The sequence below is a fragment of the Amycolatopsis plumensis genome, assembly GCF_042652605.1.
GTDB classification, from domain to species: Bacteria; Actinomycetota; Actinomycetes; order Mycobacteriales; family Pseudonocardiaceae; genus Amycolatopsis; species Amycolatopsis plumensis.
In genome coordinates this window covers 2,584,359-2,604,712 of sequence record NZ_JBHSJY010000001.1, presented here as the reverse complement: position 1 = coordinate 2,604,712, position 20,354 = coordinate 2,584,359, and the positions used below count along the sequence as shown (strand labels likewise).

Here is a 20,354-nt window from a genome sequence, read left to right as displayed (position 1 = left end):
CACCTGTACACCCGGCGTTGCCGCAGGTCAAGCCGCCACGAGTGAGCGAGCCTGCGCCTCCGCGGCGATCATCTTGCCCGCCTTCTCGGCGACCTTGCCGGAGACGACCATGATCACCGCGAAGGCGACCGCGAAGATGGTGGTGCTGAGCCACACCATGGTCGAGACGGGCAGCGTGAACGCGCCGACGATGCGAATCGCGCTCTCCAGCGCGAAGCCGATCCCCCAGATCACGCTGCAGCGCCGCAGGATGGCGTTGAAGGTGTGGTTGCCGCCGAGCCGTTCCCACGCCGCTTCGTTTTCGGCCTTGCCGCGGGTCAGGAAGGGCCGCATGGTCTTGGTCATGATCGGGGCCGCGGTGAAGGCCGAGGCGAGGATGACCAGGCCGGTGATGCCGCTGCCGAGCGAGTCCTTGGCGATCATCATCCGGGCGTCGCCGGTGACGAAGGTGAGCAGCATGCCGACGACGTTCGTGACCAGGACGACCAGGGCGAGGCTGTTGATCGTGCGGTCCTTGGCGAACTGGACGAGGGTCCGGGCCAGCGGGAAGACACCGGAGGCGGCGAGGGCGGCGAAGTCGCTCGCGCCGAGCGAGTGGAGCGCGTAGTAGGCGCCGATCGGGACGGCGATGTCGATCGCGAGGGTCTTGAGGAGGGCGCTTCCCGGCTGGTTCGTCGTCATGGGATGAGCTTGTCGCGGCGGGGACCTCGGGAAGGATGCCGTCCGCCACGACTTGGGGCTGACAGATGTCACGACCGGCTTGCTAGAATCGGCACCGCGATTGAGTTGACCGCTTGTGGTTCTGTGGGGCACCACGCGAGGGGTAGTCATCTCGGCAAGTCGCTAGCGCTGAGACGGGAGGTCCTCGGCCTACCCAGTGGAAACGCTGGTCGGGTCGGCTTGCGCGCTTTGCTCGCCCGATCGGGTAGGCAAGGGAGCGGAGTATGGCAGCCGGACTTCCGGAACTCGCGGCCATCGTGATGGCGAGCGGAATCGCGGTCGGTTCTGTCGTCAGGCCGCTCTGCAAGTGGCTGACCGCGAAAACCCTGGTCTCCAAGGCGCGACCGCAGGACATCCCCGAGATCGCGAAGGCCCTGCACCCGCCGCTGGAAATCAAGCGCAAGAGCCGCGAGCAATCGTAGTCACCTCACGTTTCGGGCGGCTGCGCCGTCTACAAGGCATGACGACGTTTTTGCGCGGCACGATCGCGCTGCAGACGCTGGTGGCCTTCCTCGCGCCGGTCACCGCCGGGCTGTTGCTGACCACCCCGAACGGGCACGTCCTGCACAGCGTTTCGGCGTACACGGTGTGGGTCGTCGCCGTCGTGCAGGTGGTGGCAGCGGTCCTGGTGTGGCGGCCGGGCGGGGGCTCGCCGGGGATGATCCTCTACGCGGTCGTGTTCCTGGGGCTCGTGACCGCGCAGGTGGTCCTCGGGATCGCGCACGTCAAAACCGTGCACGTCCCGCTGGGGGTGTTGCTGTTCGGCCTGAGCCTGGTGCAGCTCAGCCGCCCGAATGCATGTCTTCCGCTTCGGGGACGCAGTCGTCGTCCGGATCGTCGAGCCAGCCATGCGGCAGCGTGACCTTGCCCGGGGAGCCCTGGCGCCCCCGCGGCCCGGTGGCGGCCTCCGGGAAGGGCGCGTCGTGGTCGAGCTGGGCGATCAGGTCGTCGAGCTGGTCCATCGACGAGAGCATCGCGAAGCCGCGGCGCAGCTCGGAGCCGACCGGGAAGCCCATGAGGTACCAGGCCATGTGCTTGCGGATGTCGCGCATCGCCTTGTCGTGGCCGTCGTGCTCGATGAGCAGCTCGGTGTGGCGGCGGAGGACCTGCGCGACTTCGCCGAGGTTGGGCGGGGTCGGCTGCGGGCGGCCCTGGAACGCCGCTTCGAGCTCGCCGAACAGCCACGGCCGGCCGAGGCAGCCGCGGCCGACGACCACGCCGTCGCAGCCGGTCTCGTCGACCATGCGCAGGGCGTCGGCGGCGGAGAAGATGTCGCCGTTGCCGAGCACCGGGATGCTGGTCACGGCCTCCTTCAAGGCGGCGATCTTCGTCCAGTCGGCCTGGCCGGAGTAGCGCTGCGCGGCGGTGCGGGCGTGCAGGCTGACGGCGGCCGCGCCCTCGGCTTCGGCGATGCGGCCGGCGTCGAGGAAGGTGTGGTGGTCGTCGTCGATGCCGATGCGGAACTTCACCGTGAACGGCGTGTCCCCGGCGGCCTTCACGGACTCGCGGACGATGGCTTCGAACAGCTTCCGCTTGAACGGCAGCGCGGCCCCGCCGCCCTTGCGCGTCACCTTCGCGACGGGGCAGCCGAAGTTGGAGTCGACGTGGTCGGCGAGGCCCTCGCCGACGATGATCCGGACGGCCTCCGCCATGGTCTTGGGGTCGACCCCGTAGAGCTGCATGGACCTGGGCTTTTCGTGTTCGCCGAAGGTCATCATGTGCATGGTCCCGGGGTGCCGTTCGACGACGGCGCGGGCGGTGATCATCTCGCACACGTAGATGCCGGCGCCGTACTCCTGGCACAGCTGCCGGAAGGCGACGTTGGTGATGCCGGCCATGGGCGCGAGCACGACCGGCGGATCGACCTCGTAGGGGCCGATCTTCAGGGCGGGCTTGCTCAAGGTGGCGGTCACGCCCTCCATTGTCGCCTGTGGTGTCGATCACGGCGACCAGGGGGCGGCCGGCTCCGCCAGCGCGGCCGCGCGGTGATCGTCTCGTCCTTCGGCCGGGCATAGGGTTCGGCGTATGACGAACGCGCCTCTCCGCTGGGGAATCATGGGCACCGGCGGGATCGCCGGCGCCTTCGCCGAGGACCTGCAGCTCACCGAGTCCGGCGTGGTCGCCGCGGTCGGATCGCGCTCGGCGGAGAGCGCCGAACGGTTCGCTGGGACGCACCACATCCCTGCCCGCCACAGCAGCTACGAAGCCCTCGCGAACGATTCGGACGTCGACGTCGTCTACGTCGCCACGCCGCATCCGCTCCACCACGCCAATGCCCGCCTTGCCCTCGAAGCCGGGAAGCCCGTGCTCGTCGAGAAGCCGTTCACGATGAACGCCGATGAGGCGCGCGATCTCGTCGAGCTGGCGCGGGCCAAGCACCTCTTCCTGATGGAAGCCATGTGGACGCGCTTCCTGCCGCACATCCGGCACGTCCGCGAGCTCCTGCCACGCCTCGGGGACGTCGTCACCGTCGCCGCCGATCATGGGCAGTGGTTTGCCGAAGATCCCGCCTTCCGGCTGTTCGCTCCCGAACTCGGCGGGGGTGCCCTGCTCGACCTCGGGATCTATCCCGTGTCCTTCGCTTCGATGGTCCTCGGGCCGCCCGAACGCGTGGCCGCGATGGCGACGCCCGCCTTCACCGGTGTGGACGCCCAGATGTCGATGCTGTTCGGCTACGCGAGCGGGGCGCAAGCCGTCCTGACCTGCACTTTGAGTGCCGTTTCGCCGACCACCGCGTCGATCGTCGGCACGGAAGCGCGGATCGAGATCGACGGGCCCTTCTACGCTCCCGCCTCCTTCACCTTCATTCCGCGTGAAGGCGAGCGGAGCCGCTTCGAATACGTCGATGCGGGCCGTGGCCTGCGGCACCAGGCCGACGACGTGGCGCTACGGCTGGCCGCCGGGGAGACCGAGAGCCCGCTCATGCCGCTGGCCGAGACCGTCTCGATCATGACGACCATGGACGAGGTGCTGGCCGCGACCAGGACGTGACCCGGGATTGAGTAGTGCTACGGATCCGCAGGTGGACGCCGTGCGTGACCCTGTCCGGTATGACCACCGAAGCAGATGTGCTCCTCCGGCTCGCCGGCGAGATCGACGACCTGGGGCGTCGTCTCGCGCTGGTGGGTTCCGAACTGCGGACCGTCCGGGCCGAAGAGCGCCCGGACACCGAAGAGCCCGAGCAGGCCGCCCAGCCGGAGCCGGCGCCGCAAGCACAGCCGCAACCCCAGCCTGAGCCGCAACCCCAGCCGCAACCCCAGCCGCAGCCTCGGCCGATGCGGCCCGAGTCGGTCCCGTGGCCGCAGTACCAGTGGCAGCCGCCGCCCCAGCAGCAGTACGTCCCGCCCCAACAGCAGTACGTCCCGCCTCAGCAGCACTACACCCCGCCGTCGCCCTACCTGCCCGTTCCGCGGCAGACGCTGGGCGAGAAGCTCGGCAAGGAGGGCGCCGGCAGCCGCGTGCTCGCCTGGGTCGGCGGGGCCGTGACGCTGCTCGGCGTCGTCCTGCTGCTCGTGCTGGCCGTGCAGCGGGGCTGGCTCGGGCCGCTGCCGCGGGTGCTCGTCGGCGCCGGGTTCGGGCTCGCGCTGACCGGCACCGGCGTGTGGCTGCACCGCAAGCCCGCCGGCCGCACCGGGGCCTTCGCGCTGGCCGCCACCGGGATCGCCACGCTCTACCTGGACGTCGTCGCCGCGACCTCGCTGTACGAGTTCCTGCCGATGCTCGCCGGGCTCGCCGCCGGGCTGGCGATCGCCGTCGGCGGGCTGCTGGTGGCCGTGCGCTGGGCGTCGCGGCTGCTGGCCTCCGCCGTCGTCGTCGGCTGTGTCGTGTGCGCGCCGATGATCGTCGGTGGGTTCACCCCCGAACTGGTCACCTTCCTGCTGATGGTCCAGCTCGCGACGGCACCGGTGCAGCTGCGCCGCGACTGGTCGTCGCTGACCCTCGCCGCCGGTATCCCGCCGCTGCTCGCCTCCGTGATCAGCACGGCGTGGCTTGGCGGGGGCGGCAGCTGGGCCAACACCGCCGCGGCCGGCGGGGCCGGGCTCACGGGCGTCGTGCTCGCGCTGATCGTGCTGCGCCGTCGCGAGAACGACCCCGCGGCACTCGCTCTGCTGGCGACCGCCGTGCTTCCGACGCTTGTCGCCGCGTTGCTGCTGCCGAAGGCCCAGGCGGTGCCGATCACGGCCGGGGCCGGCGTCCTGCTGCTCGCCGTCTGGGCGGCGCGCCGCTGGTGGCCCGGGTTCGCCGGGCAGGTCGCCGGGCTGGCCGGGCTGGTCGCGATCCTGCAGGCGACGGTCACCCAGTTCGACGGCCCGGCCCGCGCCGGGGTGCTGCTCGGCGAGGCCTTGCTGCTGGTCGTGGCCGCGGTCGGCGCCCGTAACCGCGGCACGCTCGCCGCCGCGCTCGGGTTCGCGGCGATCGGCGGGCTGCTCGGCGTGGTCTTCGACGTCACGCCCGCGCTGCTGATCGTGCCCCGCCCCCACCCGGCCGCCGAGCTGACCGGCGCGCTCGTGGTCGCCGCGCTGATCCTCGCCGTGTCGGTCGCGCTGCCGTGGGCGGCGGCGCGGCTGGCAGTGTTCCGCGGTCCGGCCGACGACCTGCCGATCTGGCTGCTCGCCGGGCTGGCGGCGCTCTACGGCGCCGCCGGGGTGGTGCTCTGCGGGGCGCTGCTGGCCGTCCCCGGCCGGACCGGGTTTCTCCTCGGCCACGCGCTGATCACCGTGTCCTGGACGATCGCGGCGCTCGTGCTGCTCCTGCGCGGGATCGAGGTCGCCGCGCTGCGGGTGACCGGGTTGATCCTGGTCGGTGCGGCCGTGCTCAAGCTGGTGCTGTTCGACCTCGCCGCACTCGACGGCCTGGCCAGGGTCGGCGCGTTCCTCGGTGCGGGCCTGGTGCTGCTGGCGGCCGGGACGCGGTACGCGCGGCGGGTGGCGTCGCGCTAGCGTGCGCACCGAGTCCACTTCGGACGGTCGCACGCCGGGAGTTCGTGGAAAAGTCACGGATTTCCCGGCGTGTGGCCGCTCCGGGGTCCGGTTATTGTGCCTGTGTGCCCGAACACACCGGCGAATCCCGCAACGAGAAGCTGCAGCGCAACCTCGGCGAGCTGCTTCAGGAACTGCGGGTCGCGCAGGCCGGGGTGCAGATCCTCTTCGGCTTCCTGCTGTCGGTGGTGTTCACCGACCGGTTCCACGACGCCAGCGGATTCGAGAAGTCGCTGCACCTGTCCGCGGTGACGCTCGCGGTCGCGGCCACGGCCCTGCTGACCGCGCCCGCGGCCTGGCACCGGCTGCTGTTCCGCACCGGCAGCCGGGAGCGGATCCTCACCGTCGGCAACCGGCTGGTCCTCGCCGGGCTGGTCTGCCTGGCCTTGGCGATCACGTCGACGGTCGCTTTGATCGCGAAGGTGGTTTACGGCGGGGTCGCCGTGGCGATCATGGGCGTGCTGTGCCTGCTCATCTTCGGCATCCTCTGGTTCGTCATGCCGTTCCAGGTGCACCGGGACGTTCAGCCGACGGGGCCGCCCAAGTAGAGCGTGTCCTCCTGGACGAAGCAGAGCGGGTTGCCGAACGGGTCGTCGGCGTAGAAGGAACGTTCGCCCCAGAACTGCGTCTCGATCGCGTCGTCGGCCCAGCGCGGCCCGGCCGCGCGCACCCGCTCGAACGTCTCCTCGACGTCCTCGACGGCGAGGTAGACGATCCGCGGGTCGCGTTGCGGGCGTGGCTCGCGGTGTTCGGCGGGGGCCTCGACGCAGGCCAGCACCACGCCACCGCAGGTGAAGTAGTGCCGGTTGACCGCGATGCGTTCGCCGGGGTCGCCGAAGACGGCGGCGTAGAACGCGACGGCGACCTCGATGTCGTCGACGGGCTGGATCAACCGGAACACCCGCGGGCCGCTCATGCGGGCACAGTACCGCTGTTCATCCCGTGTTCGGCAGCAGTTGCCGGGGTGGTCGGAAGTCGCCCGTAGCTTCCCGCCCGTGACTGACACTTCTCGCCGGACCTTCCTCCTCGGTGCCCCGGCCGTCGCCGCCGCGGCGACCCTGCCGAACGTCCTCGGCGCGCCCGCCGCCCAAGCCACCGGCCGGCACCGCCCGGACACCGAAGATCCGCGCTTCACGCTCGTGGTCATGCCGGACACGCAGTACCTGTTCGACGAGGACCGCGGTGACGCGGCCCCGCTGGACGCCTCGCTGCGGTACGTCCTCGAAGCGCAGGACGACAACGTTGTCTTCCTCGCCCACCTCGGCGATCTCACGCAGAACGGCCGGGCGGACGAGTTCGCCCGCATCAGCCGCTCGTTCCAGGCCCTCGACCGCCGCCGGTTCCCGTACAGCACCCTCGCGGGCAACCACGACATCGACGGCTCGAAGGACGACCAGCGCGGCCCGTCGCCGTACCTCGACGCGTTCGGCCCGCAGCGTCAGCGCACCTCGCCGACGTTCAAGGGGGCGTCCAAGGACGGCTACAACACGTTCCACATCTTCCGCGGCGGTGGCCGGGAGTGGCTCCTGCTCGCCCTCGACTGGCGGCCGTCCGCCGGCGGCCTGAACTGGGCGAAGCAGGTTCTCGCCCAGCACCCGACGCTGCCGGCGATCCTGACCATCCACGAGCTGGTCTGGGCCGACGACGACCACCAGGCCCAGTTCTCGACGTTCGGCGAGCACGTCTGGCAGGAGCTCGTCCAGGGCAACGACCAGATCTTCCTCACGCTCAACGGCCACTACTGGCCGACCGGGCGCACCGTCCGCAAGAACGCCGCCGGGCACGACGTCCACGTCCACATCGCGAACTACCAGGACCGCTACTACGGCGGCAGCGCGATGGTCCGGCTCTACCAGTTCGACCTCGCGCGCGGCGTGATCGACGTCCGGACGTTCTCGCCGTGGCTCGCCGCGCAGGACCACCTGAGCGAACTGCAGCAGGTCGAGGCCGAGCGCAGCGGCGCGGCCGACTACTTCAGCCTGGAGATCGACTTCGCCGAACGCTTCAAGGGCTTCGCGCCGGTGCCGGTCCCGCCCGGACGCCCGGCGAAGCAGCTGCTGATCCCGGGCACCGTCGCGTACTGGCGCTTCGAAGGCGGCCAGGACGGCAAGCCGGTGCCGGACGACGTCGTCGTGCGCGACCAGACCGGCGGCGGCAACGACCTCACGCGCGTCACCGCGCCCGGCAGTGGCCCCGACTCGCTCAAGTACTCGAGCGAGTTCTCGCCGCGGCAGCCGTCGCGGGCGAGCCTGCGGTTCGACGGACAGCGTGACCCGAGCCGCGGCGCCTACCTGCGCACGGTCGACACGGCGCCGATCAACAAGCTCGACTTCGAGCGCGGCTACACCGTCGAGGCCTTCTTCCGGCTGCCGTCGAACTTCAAAGACGGCCACCACGGCTGGTGCGGCCTGTTCGCCCGGCAGGGCAGCGGCGCGGCCGCGGGCAAGACCGGCGACGACCCGCAGGAGTCGGCGGCCACACTGTCCCTTTCGGACGGTGGCGAGCTGCAGTGGGCGGTGTACCCGCTGAACCAGAACCGGACGTCGACCAACTGGGGTCACGAGCTGCCGGTGGAGAAGTGGTGGCACGTGGCCGTGGTCAACGACGGACGGCGGACGACGATGTACGTCGACGGCTGCCCGGTGGTCCGGAACCCGGCCACGCCCGCGGTCGGGCTCGCCGATCCGGGCGGGCCGTGGCTGGTCGGTGCGTCGTCCTACGGCGGGAAGGTCGACCGCAGTTTCGCGGGGCTGCTGGGTGACGTGCGGGTGGTGGGGCGGCCGCTGAACCCGCGCGAATTCATGCTGGGCTGAGGCCCTTGACAGCGGGTGGACAATAAAAAATCGGCGTGCTCTCCGGAAACACCAGGAGCGATCGCCGAACCTGATATGAGTCTAACCGCTGTGAGGGGAACTTGTCAAACCAGGGGTACGACGAGGAATTGCGGGAAGAACGGGCCTACGTCGCCGCGCTGTACGAGCGGCTCGACCGCGAGCGCGCGGCGGCGCAGGCCCGGTACCACGGCGCACTCGGGCAAACCGAGGTGTCGCCGGGAGAACGAGAGGACGACGTCCGCTGCCGGTCGCGGGAGGCGGCCCGGCTGGACGTCGCCGACAACGGTCTGTGCTTCGGCCGGTTGGACGCCCTTTCGGGCGAAACCAGCTACATCGGCCGAATCGGGCTCTTCGACGCGGAAAACGACTACGAACCGTTCCTGCTGGATTGGCGGGCCCCGGCGGCGCGGCCGTTCTACGTCGCCACCGCGGCGCGGCCGGAAAACATGCGCCGCCGCCGTCAGTTCCACACGATGGGCCGTCGCGTCCTCGATTTCACCGACGAAGTCCTGGGTCGCCCCGGGGACGCCGAACGCGGGGACGCGGCCCTGCTCGCGGCCGTCAGCGCGCCCCGCGGCGAGGGCATGCGGGACCTCGTCGCGACCATCCAGGCCGAGCAGGACGAGATCATCCGCCTCGGCCACGCGGGCGTGCTGGTGGTCGAGGGCGGCCCGGGCACCGGCAAGACGGCGGTCGCCCTGCACCGGGTGGCGTACCTGCTCTACACGCGGCGCGAGCGGATGTCGCGCAGCGGCGTGCTCGTGGTCGGCCCGAGCCCGTTGTTCCTCGACCACATCGGCCGCGTGCTGCCGTCGCTCGGCGAGTCGGACGTCGTCTTCACGACCACCGGCGGGCTCGTCCCCGGCCTGCGCGTCACGGCCGAGGACGCGCCGGAGGTGGCGCGGCTCAAGGGATCGCTGGAGATCCTCGACGTGCTGGAAGCGGCGATCGCCGACCGGCAGCAGCTGCCCGCGGAGCCGGTGCCGATCGACCTGGGTGACGTCGTGGTGGCGCTCGACGCCGACCTCGTGGCGCAGGCCCGGCTCAAAGCGCGCGAGACCGGGCTGCTGCACAACGAAGCCCGCGCGATCTTCCGCGAGCACGCCATCGAGCTCGTCGCCGATCGGGTCGTGGCCAAGATCGGCGAGGGCTGGCTCACCCCGGCGGACCGCCTGCTGTGGGCGGATCTGCGCGCCGACGTCCTCGACGAGCTCGCGGCGCACGAAGCGCTCACCGCCGCGCTCGACGGGCTGTGGCCGTGCCTGACGCCGGAGACGCTGCTGGCGCCGCTGTACGAGTCCCCGCGTCGCCTGGAGGCCGCCGGGGCCGACCCGGCGCTGTTCCGCGCGGACGGCACGGCCTGGACCGTCTCGGACGTCCCGTTGCTCGACGAGCTGGTCGACCTGCTCGGCCGGGACGACGCCGAGGAACGCGCCGCCGCGCGCCGGCGGGCGGAAGCGGAGGCCGAGTACGCCTCCGGCGTCATGGAGCTGATGAAGCTGGACACCGAAGAGCTCGACGAGGACGTCCAGCTGGTCGCCGAGGACCTGCTCGGCGCCGAAGACCTGGCCGAGCGGTTCGTCGAGCGCGACCACCGCGACCTCGCCGAGCGGGCGGCCGCGGACCGCGACTGGACGTACGGGCACGTCGTCGTCGACGAGGCCCAGGAACTGTCCGAAATGGACTGGCGGGTGCTGATGCGGCGGTGCCCGAGCCGGTCGTTCACGGTCGTCGGCGACCTCGCCCAGCGCCGTTCGGCGGCCGGGGCGACGGCGTGGGGCCCGGTGTTCGCGCCGTACGTCGGCGACCGGTGGGTGTACCGCGAGCTGACCGTGAACTACCGGACCCCGGCGGAGATCATGACCGTCGCGGGCGCGCTGCTGGCGCGGTTCGCGCCGGACGCGCGGGCGCCGGAGTCGGTGCGCGCGTGCGGGACGCGGCCGTGGTCCAGACGAGTGGCGGACGACGAGCTCGCGGACGCCATCGACGACTTCCTCCGCGACGAGGCCGGGCGGGAAGGCACCAGTGTCGTGCTCGGTCCGCCGGGTGTCCCGGGAACGATCCCGGCCGCGGCGGCCAAAGGTCTGGAGTTCGACGCCGTGCTCGTGGTCGAGCCGGGGCGGATCCTGGCCGCGGGCCCGCGCGGCGCGGCCGAGCTCTACGTCGCGCTCACGCGCGCCACGCAGCGCCTCGGGGTGCTGCACCGGGATCCGCTCCCGGCGGCGCTGACCGGCCTCGCCGAGGCCGGGGTGCCCGCGAGGTCCGGGCACCGGCGATTCCTGTAGCGAGCAGGGGGTGGCGGGCGGCGGTACCCGTCATCCCCGCACCGCTAGGCCGTGAGCCGGCCCCAGGAGTAGTTCTGCTTGGCCAGCTTCAGATACACGAACAGCTCGGTCCCGGACACGCCCGGGATCTTGCGCACCTCTTCGCCGAGCACTTCCAGCATGTGGTCGTCGTCGCGGCAGACCAGCTCGGCCAGCAGGTCGTACCGCCCGGCGCAGAGCACGACGTAGTGCACGTTCGTCAGCTCGGACAGCTTGTCGGCGACATCGCGGGGATCGACGCCGTCGACGTTGATGCCGACCATGGCCTGGCGCGTCAGGTCCACGTTGGCGGGGTCGGTCACCGCGACGATCTGCATCAGGTCGTCGCGCAGCAGCCGCTGCACGCGCTGGCGCACTGCTCCTTCCGAAAGGCCGACCGCCTTGGCGAGCGCGGTGAACGAGGCCCGGCCGTCCTTCTGGAGCAGGTCGATCAGCGATCTGTCCGTATTGTCCAGCGCGCGCGCACGTGTTTCGTCACCCATGCCGTCCCTCCCTGTGTTTCGGCATGTGATTTGTCAAGTGCGCAGCGTATCGAGACCTGCGGAGAAAGCGAGCCCTCCGCGCCAGCTTCGCGCGATTCGACGTGCACGCCGCGCTCAGCCGAGGAATCGGTGGTCAAGAGCGAAACTGACGAGGCTTTCCGAGGCGGTTTTGTGCGCCCGCGCACAGCTGGACGCGCTCCCGGGGCCGCGGCAGGTACCGTCTGGCGGCTCTCTCGTCCGAAGCAACCCCAGGAGGACCAACGCATGTCGGAGGCCGTGGCGCTCGGCGTCGCCCCCGCCGTTCCCGCGAAGGGGCTGCGCGGCGGCGCGCTGGGCATGGTGTCGTCGATGGTCATCGGGATGTCGTCGACGGCGCCGGCGTACTCCATCGCGGCCACGCTGGGGCTGATCGTGCTGGCCGGCACCGGGTTCAAGGCGGCCGCGTTCGTGCTGCTGTCGTTCGTGCCGGTGCTGTTCGTCGCCTTCGCCTTCCGCGAGCTGAACACCGCGGAACCCGACTGCGGCACCAACTTCACCTGGGCCGCGCGCGCGTTCGGCCCGCACGCCGGGTGGTTCACCGGCTGGGTCGTCACGGTCGCGCAGCTGCTGGTGATGAGCAGCCAGTCCGCACTGACCGGCCGGTACACGCTCTTGCTGTTCGGCGCGTCCGGAGCCGCGGACAACCGGTGGGTGACGACGGCGATCGGGGCCGCCTGGCTGCTGGCGCTGTGCTGGCTCTGCCACCGCGGCATCGAGGTCTCCGCGCGGGCGCAGTGGATCCTGCTCAGCGTGGAACTCGCCGTCCTGGTGCTCTTCTCGGTCGTCGCGCTGGTCCGCGTCTTCGACGGGACGGCCGGGCCGCAGGCGTCGCTGCCGAAGCTCGATTGGCTGTGGCCGGGCGGGGTCTCGGCCGCCACCGCGGTTTCGGCGGTGCTGCTGGCCGTGTTCATCTACTGGGGCTGGGAAAGCTCGCTGTCGGTCAACGAGGAGTCGGCCGATCCGCGCCGGGCGCCGGGCCGCGCGGCGGTGCTCTCGACGGTGTTGCTGGTACTGAACTACCTGCTGGTGACGGTCGCCGCGCTCGCCTTCGCCGGGGTCGGCAGCGAAGGGATCGGCCTGGCCAACGAGGCCAACTCGGAGGACGTCCTGGCCGGCCTGGGCGGCGCGGTGTTCGGCGACGGGACGACCGGCAAGGTCCTGGGCGTGCTGCTGATCGTGTCCGTGCTGACCAGCGGCGCGGCCACCAGCCAGGCGACGATCATGCCGGCCGCGCGCACGACGTTGTCGATGGCCAGCCACGGCGCCCTGCCGCGCGTCTTCGGGCGCGTGCACCCGCGGTTCCGGACACCGACCGTGGCGACCTGGGCGTTCGGGCTGGTCTCGCTGGCGGTGTACGTGCTCCTGGCGCTGGTCAGCGACAACGTGTTGTCCGACTCGGTGGACGCGGTCGGCTTGACCATCGCGATCGAGTACACGATGACGGCGCTGGCGTGCGTCTGGGTGTTCCGGCGGACGCTGTTCGCGAGCGTGCGCAACTTCGTGCTGCGCGGGCTGCTGCCGTTCACCGGCGGCGTGTTCTTCCTGGCCGTGCTGGTGTTCGCGCTGATCGAGTACGCGCGGCCGGACGCGGGCGAGACGACGGTGTTCGGCATCGGCGGTGTCGCGGTGATCGGCGTGGTGTCGATCGTGCTCGGGGTGCCGCTGATGTTCGCGGTGCACCGGGCCTGCCGGGAGTTCTTCGCCGGCCGCCGCCTGCCGCGCGGGATCGTGCCGCGCGGCGGCGACGGCATCGTCACCCCAGATCGCGCCGGCTGAGGTCCTCCTCGGTCTCGCGGCGCACCAGCAGGGTCGCGACGCCGTCGCGGACGCCGACCAGCGGCGGGCGGCCGACCTGGTTGTAGTTCGACGCCAGCGAGTGGTGGTACGCGCCGGTGCACGGGACGGCGAGGAGATCGCCGACGTGCAGGTCGGCGGGCAGGTTGATGCCGTCGGCGAGGACGTCCCCGGCTTCGCAGTGCCTGCCGACCACGGTCATCGGGACGCGCTGCGCCTTCGACCGCCGTCCCACCAGGCGCGTGGTGTAGCGGGCGCCGTAGAGGGACGGGCGCGCGTTGTCGCTCATGCCGCCGTCGACCGCGACGAACGTGCGGCTGCCGCGCTTGACCGCGCAGACCCGGTAGACCGTGATCCCGGCCGGCCCGACGAGCGCCCGGCCGGGCTCGATCGTCAGGCGGGGCAGCGGAAAGCCGTGCGCCGCGCATTCGTACGCCAGCGCCACCCGCAGCCGCCGCGAGTAGCCGCCGAGGTCGAACGCGGGCTCGCCGCCGACGTACGGGACCGCGTGCCCGCCGCCGAGGTCGAGCTCCCGCAGCGTGACGCCGTGGGTGTCGCGGATCCGGACGAGCACCTCGGCCATCCGCCGCGCGGCCGCCTCATACCGGTCGACCCTGGTCACCTGGGAGCCGATGTGGCAGTGCAGGCCTTGAAGCCGCAACCCGGGTTGCTTTGTTATTGCCTCGACAGCGGCGTCGACGTTGTCGGGGACGCCCTCGAGGAGCGAGAAGCCGAACTTCTGGCCTTCGGTGCCGGTGCTGATGGCGGCGTGCGCCCCGGCCGCGATACCCGGCGTCACCCGGATCATCACCTGCTGGGCGCCGTGGGCGAGCGCGCCGAGCTGCTCGATCTCGTCGAGCGAGTCGACCACGATCCGCCGGACGCCGTAGCTCAGCGCCGCCTTCAGGTCTTCGGGCGTCTTCGCGTTGCCGTGCAGCAGCATGCGCTCCGCGGGGAAGCCGACCGAGCGTGCGACGGCGATCTCGCCGGCGGAGCAGGTGTCGAGCGACAACCCCGCTTCGGCGATCCAGCGCAGTACGGCCCGCGTACAGAGCGCCTTGCTCGCGTACGCGACTTCGACGTCCGGCAGCGCTTCGCGGTACTCGCGGGCGGTGTCGCGGACCTGCTGCTCGTCGATGAGGTACGACGGCGTCCCGAAGCGGGCGGCGAGGTGGCTGACCGGCGCGCCGGCGAAGAGCAGCTCGCCGTCTTCGCCGATTCGGGTGCTTCGCGGCCAGACTCCTGGCTCGAGGTGATCGGCGGCTTCGCAGCCGAGGCTGGGAAGAAGCTCGCTGAGCGTCACGGGTGCCTCCGGGCATCACGGCGGATCGGACCCCGCCAGGACACCCCCGCGACCGGGCCCGGAGATCACCCGTAAATGCCGTCCTGACGGCTGTGGGTTGGCCGCTTACTCCTTATTAACGCTCCAGTAACTTGCGTCACCTAGGAGAGACCCCACGACGACAGCAGCCTGGAAAGGTGCTCCCGTTCGGCTTCGGTCAGCAGGCGGCTCGGGGGTCGGACGTCCGGGCGGCACAGGCCGAGCTGGGCGAGGGCGTCCTTGACCACGCTGACGTTGTTGGCGTTCCCGTCGGCGGCGCGGAGCTCCTCGAACGGCCGGATCCGCTCCCAGACCGCCATCGCCGCCGGGTAGTCCGCTGTGGACAGTGCGTGGAACATCTCCAGCGAGATCGCCGGGTCGACGTTCACCAGCCCGGAGGTGAAGCCGGTCGCGCCGACGGCGAAGTAGCCGGGCGCGGAGAGCTCCGCCAGGCCGGCGATCCACACGAACCGGTCGAAGCCCGCGTCCCGGGCGACCGAGCCGAACCGCACCGGGTCCGGGACCGCGTACTTCACGCCGATGACGTTCGGCGCCGCCTCCCCGAGCGCACGCAGCTGCTCGCCGGCGATCGCGGGGTTGCGGACGTAGAGCACGACGCCGAGTTCCGGCACCGCCGCGGCGATCGCCGCGTGGTAGTCGACCCAGCCGTCGCCGGAGATGTACGGGTGCACGGGCTGGTGGATCATGATCATGTCCGCGCCCGCCTCCCGCGCGTGGATCGCGGACCGCGTCGCCGACGCGACGTCGTGCCCGATGCCGGCGAGCACGCTCGCCCGGCCGGCCGCGGCCTCGACGGTGACCTCCAGGCACTGCCGCGCTTCGCCCGCGTCGAGCGCGTAGAACTCGCCGGTGTTGCCGTTCGGCGTCACGACCTCGATGCCGCCGGTGATCAGCCGATCCACCAGCTTCGCGTACGTCTGGCCGTCGACGGCGCCCTCGGCGTCGAACGGCGTGACCGGGATGGCCACCACCCCGGACAGCCGCCGCCTCTGCTCCTCGAACGTCATCGGGCCCCCTTCGGATCGCCGGTCTCGGTGGTGCGTTCGCCGGACAGCCCGAAGGCGATCCGGTCGATGAAATCGGTGATGTGCTTGCGCAGCAGGTGTTCGGTCTGCCGGGCGTTGCCGCTCTCGGCGGCGTTCAGGATCGCCCGGTGCTCGGCCGCTTCGCCCTGCCAGGTGGGGCTGATGCCCCAGCCCGTGACGGTGATCAGCGCGGCTTGGTCGCGCAGCCCGTCGAGGACCTCGACCAGCAGCGGGTTTCCGCACCCGGCGTAGAGCGCGCGGTGGAACAGCCGGTTGGCCAGGCTGGCCTTCGCGCGGTCACCGGCCGCCGCGCCGGTCTCGACCCCGGCCAGCACTTGCCGCGCTGCTCCGAAGTCCGAGCCCCGCTCGACGGCCCGCCGGACGGCTTCGGGCTCCACCAGCGCGCGCAGGTCGTAGACCGTGTACGCGCTCTCGGCGTCCATGACCCGGACCGCCGCTCCCTTGTACGTGCTCATCGTGACCAAACCGGAACCGGCCAGGATCCGGAGGGCCTCGCGCACCGGCGTCTTCGACACCCCGAGCAGGGCGCCGACCTCGGCTTCGACGAGCGTTTCGCCCGGCCCGAACTCCCCGCTCAAGATCGCTTCCTTGATCGCGTCACGCACGAAATCCGTCCGCGAGACGGGCGGCGGCGGCCTTCGGGCCGAAGAAGTGCGCGCCACTGGCATGTCCGATCTGATATACGATGCGACATACAACATTATCACGGACCTAGGGAGCAGCCATGCAGCGTTGCACCGGCTTCCGATTCCGACGAGTGTTGCTGGCGGTGGGTCTCGCGGCCGGTCTGGCGGCCTGCGGTGCGCCCGGTGGCGACGGCGGCCAGGCGGCCGATCCCCAGGCCGTGCCGGACAAGCCGAGCAAGCCGGTCGAGCTCAACATCCTCGACGTCGCGGGCAACCTGCAGCTCACCAAGCAGATGATCGAGAACTTCAAGGCCGCGCACCCGGACGTGCTCGCGAAGGTCACCTATTCGACGGCACCCGCGCCGAGCATGGCGGGCAAGCTGAAGGCCGAGCAGGACGGCGGCGTCGCCCAGACCCACCTGGTGCTGAGCGGGACCGACGGTCTCTCGGCCGGCATCGCGAACGGCACCCTGGCCAAGGTCCTGCCGGACTTCTCGAGCCGGTTCCCGAACCTGATGCAGAACTACCTCGAGCCCGCGGCCAAGATGCAGGAGCTGGCCAACGGCTACGGCATCGAGGTCGTCTATTATCCGTCGGGCCCGCTGCTGGAGTTCAGCCCCGGCGCGGTGCCCGCCGCCCCGGCGTCGCCGCAGGAGCTGCTCGACTGGGCGAAGGCGCACCCGGAGAAGTTCCAGTACGCCCAGCCGTCGAACTCCGGCCCGGGCCGGACGTTCCTGATGGGCCTGCCGTACCTGCTCGGCGACAAGGACCCGAAGGACCCCGACAAGGGCTGGGACAAGACCTGGGCGTTCCTGCAGGAGCTCGGCAAGTACGTGAAGTACTACCCGTCGGGCACCACGGAGACGATGAAGAACCTCGCGTCCGGCTCGGTGGACATGATCATGTCGACCACCGGCTGGGACATCAACCCGCGCAAGCTCGGCACGGTGCCCGACACGGTCAAGACGGCGATCATGCAGCCGATGCACTGGGTCACCGACGCCCAGTACGCCCTCATCCCCAAGGGCCTTTCGCCCGACCAGGAGTCGGCGATCCTGCAGCTGATCGCGTGGATGCTCAAGCCGGACCAGCAGGCGATCGCCTACGACGACGGGTACTTCTACCCCGGCCCGGCGGTCAAGGACGTCACCCTGCAGATGGCGCCGCAGAAGAGCCAGGACACTCTTCGGCAGTTCGGCCGCCCGGAGTACGAGCACTGGATCGCGCAGTACCCCAAGGAGACCTCGCTGCCCGCCGAGCAGCAGGTGAAGGCGTTCGACAAGTGGAACCAGCTGGTCGGCGGCTCGAAGGTCGGCAAGAAGTGACGTTCGTACAGCTGCGGCTGGACGGCGTCTCGCGCAGCTTCGGCACCGCGAACGCCCTGCGCGGCCTCGACCTCGCCATCACGCGTGGCGAGTTCGTGGCCCTGCTCGGCCCGTCCGGCTGCGGCAAGTCGACGGCGCTGAACTGCCTGGCCGGCCTGCTGCCCCTGACGGCGGGCAGCATCTGGCTCGACGACACCCGCATCGACGGGCAGCCGCCGGAGGAGCGCGGGTTCGGGATGGTTTTCCAGAACTACGCGCTGTTCCCGCACCTGTCCGTGCGCGCCAACGTCGGCTTCGGCCTCAAGATGCGCAAGGTCGGCCGCGCCGAGGCCCGCCGGCGCGTCGACGAAGCGCTCCGCCTGGTGCAGCTCACCGAGCACGCGGCGAAGTTCCCCGCCCAGCTCTCCGGTGGGCAGCAGCAGCGCGTCGCCATCGCCCGCGCCGTGGTCCTGGAGCCGCCGGTCGTCCTGATGGACGAGCCGCTGTCCAATCTGGACGCCAAGCTCCGGCTCGAGATGCGGATGGAGATCCGCCGCCTCCACCAGACGCTCGGCCTGACCACGGTGTACGTCACCCACGACCAGGAAGAGGCCCTGTCACTGGCCGACCGCCTGGTGGTGCTGCGCGAGGGCTCGGTGCAGCAGATCGGCACGCCGGAGGAGGTCTACGCCCAGCCGGTGAACAGTTATGTCGCCTCCTTCATGGGCTACCGCAACCTCCTGGACGTGACGGTGACTTCCGCGACGGCCTCGTCGGTCACCGTGGAGGGCGCCGGTGTCCGCCTCACCGGCCGCGGCACGCTCACGGACGGCCCGGCGAAGGTGGCGATCCGCCCGGAGGACTTCGTCGTCGGCGACGGCACGGAGAACGCCCTCGACGTCACGGTCGAGATCGTCGAGTACCACGGCCGCGAGCTGTCCGTCTCGGCCCGGCTCGAGAGCGGTGTGCCGGTCTACTTCCGCACCGACAAGCGCCTCGCTCCGGGAGACCCGGTCAGGATCGGCGTCCCCGCCGAGCGGGTCCTGGTGTTCGCGCCATGAACCCGTTAAGGATCACTGCCGCCCGCGTCGCGGAGGTCGCGCCATGACCGCCGTCGCGAGCGCCCGCCCCGCGCTGCGGCACCGCCTGGCCGAGCGCGGCATCGACCGCACCCTGCTGCTCCTGGTGCCCGGTCTGCTGGTCACCGCCTGCCTGTTCCTGTACCCCTTCCTCTACGGCCTCCAACTGTCGTTCGCGCCGCGCAAGGGCGGGATCTTCGCCAACTACGCGCGCTTCTTCGGCGATCCCTACCTGCGCAACACCATCTGGACGACGCTCGGCATCGCCCTGCCGGCGACCTTCATCAACGTCCTCGCCAGCATCCCGATCGCCTACGTGATGCGCGGCCGCGTCCGCGGCAAGCGCCTCCTGACGACGATCCTGGTCGTGCCGATCACGCTCGGCACGGTGCTCACCGCGCAGGGCCTGATCATGTACGGCGGGCCGGCGGGCTGGCTGAACAAGGTGCTCACCGTCCTCGGCGTCACCGACCAGCCGCTGCCGCTGATCCACAACTACACCGGCGTGCTGCTGTCCCTGGTGATCACCGGCTTCCCGTTCTCCTTCCTGCTCACGTTGTCCTATCTCTCGGGCATCGACCCCTCCCTGGAGAAGGCGGCCGCGACGCTCGGCGCCAACGGCGTCCAGCGTTTCCGGCGGATCACCCTGCCCCTGCTGGCGCCCGGCCTGGCGATCACCTTCTGCCTCTCCTTCGTCATGGCGTTCTCGGTCTTCCCGAGCGCGCAGCTCGTCGGCGACCCCGCCAACGAGACCCGCGTCATCTCGATCGCCGCCTACCACGCCGCGTTCGAGGAGTACGACTACTCGATGGGCTCGGCCGTCGCGATGCTCATGGCGGTGGTCATGCTGATCGTGATCGGCCTGGTCATGGCGTGGCGCGGCACGCTGTACCGCGGAGCGACCGGAGGCAAGGGATGACCGGTTGGGTCGCGCGTCCCGGACGTTGGGTCGTCTGGGCCGTCGTGGTGTTCTTCTTCGTCAACCTCGCGGGCGTGGTCCTCTCCGTGGTCGTCGACTCGTTCGGCACGCAGTGGTTCGGCACCTGGCTCCCGGACGGCTTCACCACTCACTGGTACGCCGACGCCTGGCGCGAGTTCGGCCTCTCGGACGTCCTCCTCACGACGGCGGTCGTCGCGCTCGTGGTGATCGCCGTGTCGGTGGCGGTGGGCGTTCCGGCCGCCTACGCGCTGGCCCGCCGCTCCTTCCCCGGCAAACGCCTGGTGATGCTGCTGTTCGTGCTGCCGATCCTGATCCCTCCCATCACCTACGGCATCCCGCTGGCCACCGTGCTGTACAAGTTCCACCTGGCCGGCACGATCACCGGCGTCATCCTGGCCAACCTCGTGCCCTCGGTGCCGTTCGTCGTGCTGACGATGACGCCGTTCATCGAGCAGATCGACCCGAAGATCGAGGCCGCGGCCCGCATGTCCGGCGCGCGGACCGTCTCGGTGTTCACCCGCATCCTCGGCCCGCTGCTGCTGCCGGGCATCCTGGCCGCGTCGATCCTGGTGCTGGTGCGCACGGTCGGCATGTTCGAGCTGACGTTCCTCACCGCCGGCCCGGACTCGACGACCCTCGTGGTGGCCCTCTACAACTCCGTGTTCGCCGCCGGCATCCGCGCCAACCAGTCCGTCGACGCCATGGCGACCATCTACACCGCTTCCATGCTCGTGCTCCTTCTCATCGCGTTGCGGTTCGTGAACCCGACCCAGCTGGTGACCCGGATCCGCGAGGAGACCTGACCGGCTCGCTCACGTGTTCGACTCTACCGCGAAAAGTCGAAC

The 20,354-nt window shown here is 70.9% G+C and carries 19 protein-coding genes; 12 read left to right on the top strand and 7 right to left on the bottom strand.

What is annotated here, in order from left to right; all coding sequences use genetic code 11:
* Window positions 1–27: 27 nt before the first annotated feature.
* The gene (locus ACFPLC_RS12395) at window positions 28–681 is read right to left on the bottom strand and encodes a VC0807 family protein (RefSeq protein WP_378190464.1); all 654 of its coding nucleotides are present in this window, start codon (window positions 679–681) and stop codon (window positions 28–30) included.
* A gap of 263 nt (window positions 682–944) precedes the next feature.
* On the opposite strand from ACFPLC_RS12395, the gene ACFPLC_RS12390 reads away from it, so the two are divergent.
* Window positions 945–1,142 (top strand): hypothetical protein, encoded by a 198-nt coding sequence (locus ACFPLC_RS12390; RefSeq protein WP_378190462.1) that lies wholly within the window; start codon window positions 945–947, stop codon window positions 1,140–1,142.
* 38 nt (window positions 1,143–1,180) lie between these two features.
* Window positions 1,181–1,582: a hypothetical protein gene (locus ACFPLC_RS12385; protein WP_378190460.1), complete on the top strand. Its 402-nt coding sequence runs from the start codon at window positions 1,181–1,183 to the stop codon at window positions 1,580–1,582.
* Here the strand turns inward: ACFPLC_RS12385 and dusB are convergent.
* Window positions 1,503–2,642, bottom strand: a complete 1,140-nt coding sequence (dusB, locus tag ACFPLC_RS12380) for a tRNA dihydrouridine synthase DusB (protein ID WP_378190458.1) — start codon at window positions 2,640–2,642, stop codon at window positions 1,503–1,505. The two genes, ACFPLC_RS12385 and dusB, sit on opposite strands and share 80 nt — an antisense overlap.
* A 103-nt stretch (window positions 2,643–2,745) precedes the next feature.
* Here dusB and ACFPLC_RS12375 point away from each other — a divergent pair, with 103 nt between their 5' ends.
* From ACFPLC_RS12375 to ACFPLC_RS12365, 3 genes are all read left to right on the top strand, one after another.
* Window positions 2,746–3,711, top strand: coding sequence for a Gfo/Idh/MocA family protein (locus ACFPLC_RS12375; protein WP_378190456.1), 966 nt, complete (start codon window positions 2,746–2,748; stop codon window positions 3,709–3,711).
* Window positions 3,712–3,770: 59 nt separating this feature from the next.
* A complete protein-coding gene (locus ACFPLC_RS12370) occupies window positions 3,771–5,660 on the top strand; it encodes a DUF2339 domain-containing protein (RefSeq protein ID WP_378190454.1) in 1,890 nt (629 codons plus the stop codon).
* A 104-nt stretch (window positions 5,661–5,764) separates the two neighbouring features.
* Window positions 5,765–6,247, top strand: a complete 483-nt coding sequence (locus ACFPLC_RS12365) for a DUF6328 family protein (protein ID WP_378190452.1) — start codon at window positions 5,765–5,767, stop codon at window positions 6,245–6,247.
* On the opposite strand, the gene ACFPLC_RS12360 is transcribed toward ACFPLC_RS12365, so the two are convergent.
* Window positions 6,223–6,615, bottom strand: coding sequence for a VOC family protein (locus ACFPLC_RS12360; RefSeq protein WP_191315565.1), 393 nt, complete (start codon window positions 6,613–6,615; stop codon window positions 6,223–6,225). The two genes, ACFPLC_RS12365 and ACFPLC_RS12360, sit on opposite strands and share 25 nt — an antisense overlap.
* 79 nt (window positions 6,616–6,694) lie before the next feature.
* Between ACFPLC_RS12360 and ACFPLC_RS12355 the strand changes: the two genes are divergently transcribed.
* The gene (locus ACFPLC_RS12355; protein ID WP_378190450.1) at window positions 6,695–8,512 is read left to right on the top strand and encodes a laminin G domain-containing metallophosphoesterase family protein; all 1,818 of its coding nucleotides are present in this window, start codon (window positions 6,695–6,697) and stop codon (window positions 8,510–8,512) included.
* Between the two features lie 101 nt (window positions 8,513–8,613).
* Window positions 8,614–10,818: an RNA polymerase recycling motor ATPase HelR gene (helR, locus tag ACFPLC_RS12350; RefSeq protein ID WP_378190448.1), complete on the top strand. Its 2,205-nt coding sequence runs from the start codon at window positions 8,614–8,616 to the stop codon at window positions 10,816–10,818.
* A gap of 44 nt (window positions 10,819–10,862) precedes the next feature.
* Here helR and ACFPLC_RS12345 read toward each other — a convergent pair whose 3' ends face one another.
* On the bottom strand, window positions 10,863–11,339 hold the full coding sequence (locus ACFPLC_RS12345; RefSeq protein ID WP_191315568.1) for an Lrp/AsnC family transcriptional regulator: 477 nt from the start codon (window positions 11,337–11,339) through the stop codon (window positions 10,863–10,865).
* 264 nt (window positions 11,340–11,603) lie between these two features.
* On the opposite strand from ACFPLC_RS12345, the gene ACFPLC_RS12340 reads away from it, so the two are divergent.
* A complete protein-coding gene (locus ACFPLC_RS12340) occupies window positions 11,604–13,154 on the top strand; it encodes an APC family permease (RefSeq protein ID WP_378190444.1) in 1,551 nt (516 codons plus the stop codon).
* Here the strand turns inward: ACFPLC_RS12340 and lysA are convergent.
* From lysA to ACFPLC_RS12325, 3 genes are all read right to left on the bottom strand, one after another.
* Entirely contained in the window at window positions 13,132–14,475 is a 1,344-nt protein-coding gene (gene lysA, locus ACFPLC_RS12335) for a diaminopimelate decarboxylase (RefSeq protein ID WP_378190442.1), read from the bottom strand. The two genes, ACFPLC_RS12340 and lysA, sit on opposite strands and share 23 nt — an antisense overlap.
* A gap of 140 nt (window positions 14,476–14,615) precedes the next feature.
* Window positions 14,616–15,521, bottom strand: coding sequence for a dihydrodipicolinate synthase family protein (locus ACFPLC_RS12330; protein WP_378190440.1), 906 nt, complete (start codon window positions 15,519–15,521; stop codon window positions 14,616–14,618).
* The gene (locus ACFPLC_RS12325; protein WP_378190904.1) at window positions 15,518–16,222 is read right to left on the bottom strand and encodes a GntR family transcriptional regulator; all 705 of its coding nucleotides are present in this window, start codon (window positions 16,220–16,222) and stop codon (window positions 15,518–15,520) included. The genes ACFPLC_RS12330 and ACFPLC_RS12325 overlap by 4 nt, the downstream gene beginning before the upstream one ends.
* A gap of 62 nt (window positions 16,223–16,284) precedes the next feature.
* Between ACFPLC_RS12325 and ACFPLC_RS12320 the strand changes: the two genes are divergently transcribed.
* The 4 genes from ACFPLC_RS12320 to ACFPLC_RS12305 are packed head-to-tail and all read left to right on the top strand — an operon-like array spanning window position 16,285 to window position 20,312.
* Entirely contained in the window at window positions 16,285–17,511 is a 1,227-nt protein-coding gene (locus tag ACFPLC_RS12320; protein WP_378190438.1) for an extracellular solute-binding protein, read from the top strand.
* Window positions 17,508–18,551, top strand: a complete 1,044-nt coding sequence (locus ACFPLC_RS12315) for an ABC transporter ATP-binding protein (RefSeq protein ID WP_378190436.1) — start codon at window positions 17,508–17,510, stop codon at window positions 18,549–18,551. Before ACFPLC_RS12320 ends, ACFPLC_RS12315 begins: the two co-directional genes overlap by 4 nt.
* 43 nt (window positions 18,552–18,594) lie before the next feature.
* Window positions 18,595–19,488: an ABC transporter permease gene (locus ACFPLC_RS12310; protein WP_378190434.1), complete on the top strand. Its 894-nt coding sequence runs from the start codon at window positions 18,595–18,597 to the stop codon at window positions 19,486–19,488.
* The gene (locus ACFPLC_RS12305) at window positions 19,485–20,312 is read left to right on the top strand and encodes an ABC transporter permease (RefSeq protein WP_378190432.1); all 828 of its coding nucleotides are present in this window, start codon (window positions 19,485–19,487) and stop codon (window positions 20,310–20,312) included. Before ACFPLC_RS12310 ends, ACFPLC_RS12305 begins: the two co-directional genes overlap by 4 nt.
* Window positions 20,313–20,354: the final 42 nt, after the last annotated feature.

Coding starts and splice junctions, on each gene's coding strand:
- ACFPLC_RS12340 (WP_378190444.1), top strand. CDS start 11,604: ATGTCGGAGGCCGTGGCGCTCGGCGTCGCCCCCGCCGTTCCCGCGAAG.
- ACFPLC_RS12360 (WP_191315565.1), bottom strand. CDS start 6,615: ATGAGCGGCCCGCGGGTGTTCCGGTTGATCCAGCCCGTCGACGACATC.
- ACFPLC_RS12395 (WP_378190464.1), bottom strand. CDS start 681: ATGACGACGAACCAGCCGGGAAGCGCCCTCCTCAAGACCCTCGCGATC.
- ACFPLC_RS12305 (WP_378190432.1), top strand. CDS start 19,485: ATGACCGGTTGGGTCGCGCGTCCCGGACGTTGGGTCGTCTGGGCCGTC.
- ACFPLC_RS12310 (WP_378190434.1), top strand. CDS start 18,595: ATGACCGCCGTCGCGAGCGCCCGCCCCGCGCTGCGGCACCGCCTGGCC.
- ACFPLC_RS12370 (WP_378190454.1), top strand. CDS start 3,771: ATGACCACCGAAGCAGATGTGCTCCTCCGGCTCGCCGGCGAGATCGAC.
- ACFPLC_RS12330 (WP_378190440.1), bottom strand. CDS start 15,521: ATGACGTTCGAGGAGCAGAGGCGGCGGCTGTCCGGGGTGGTGGCCATC.
- ACFPLC_RS12390 (WP_378190462.1), top strand. CDS start 945: ATGGCAGCCGGACTTCCGGAACTCGCGGCCATCGTGATGGCGAGCGGA.
- ACFPLC_RS12375 (WP_378190456.1), top strand. CDS start 2,746: ATGACGAACGCGCCTCTCCGCTGGGGAATCATGGGCACCGGCGGGATC.
- ACFPLC_RS12320 (WP_378190438.1), top strand. CDS start 16,285: ATGCAGCGTTGCACCGGCTTCCGATTCCGACGAGTGTTGCTGGCGGTG.
- dusB (WP_378190458.1), bottom strand. CDS start 2,642: ATGGAGGGCGTGACCGCCACCTTGAGCAAGCCCGCCCTGAAGATCGGC.
- ACFPLC_RS12385 (WP_378190460.1), top strand. CDS start 1,181: ATGACGACGTTTTTGCGCGGCACGATCGCGCTGCAGACGCTGGTGGCC.
- ACFPLC_RS12345 (WP_191315568.1), bottom strand. CDS start 11,339: ATGGGTGACGAAACACGTGCGCGCGCGCTGGACAATACGGACAGATCG.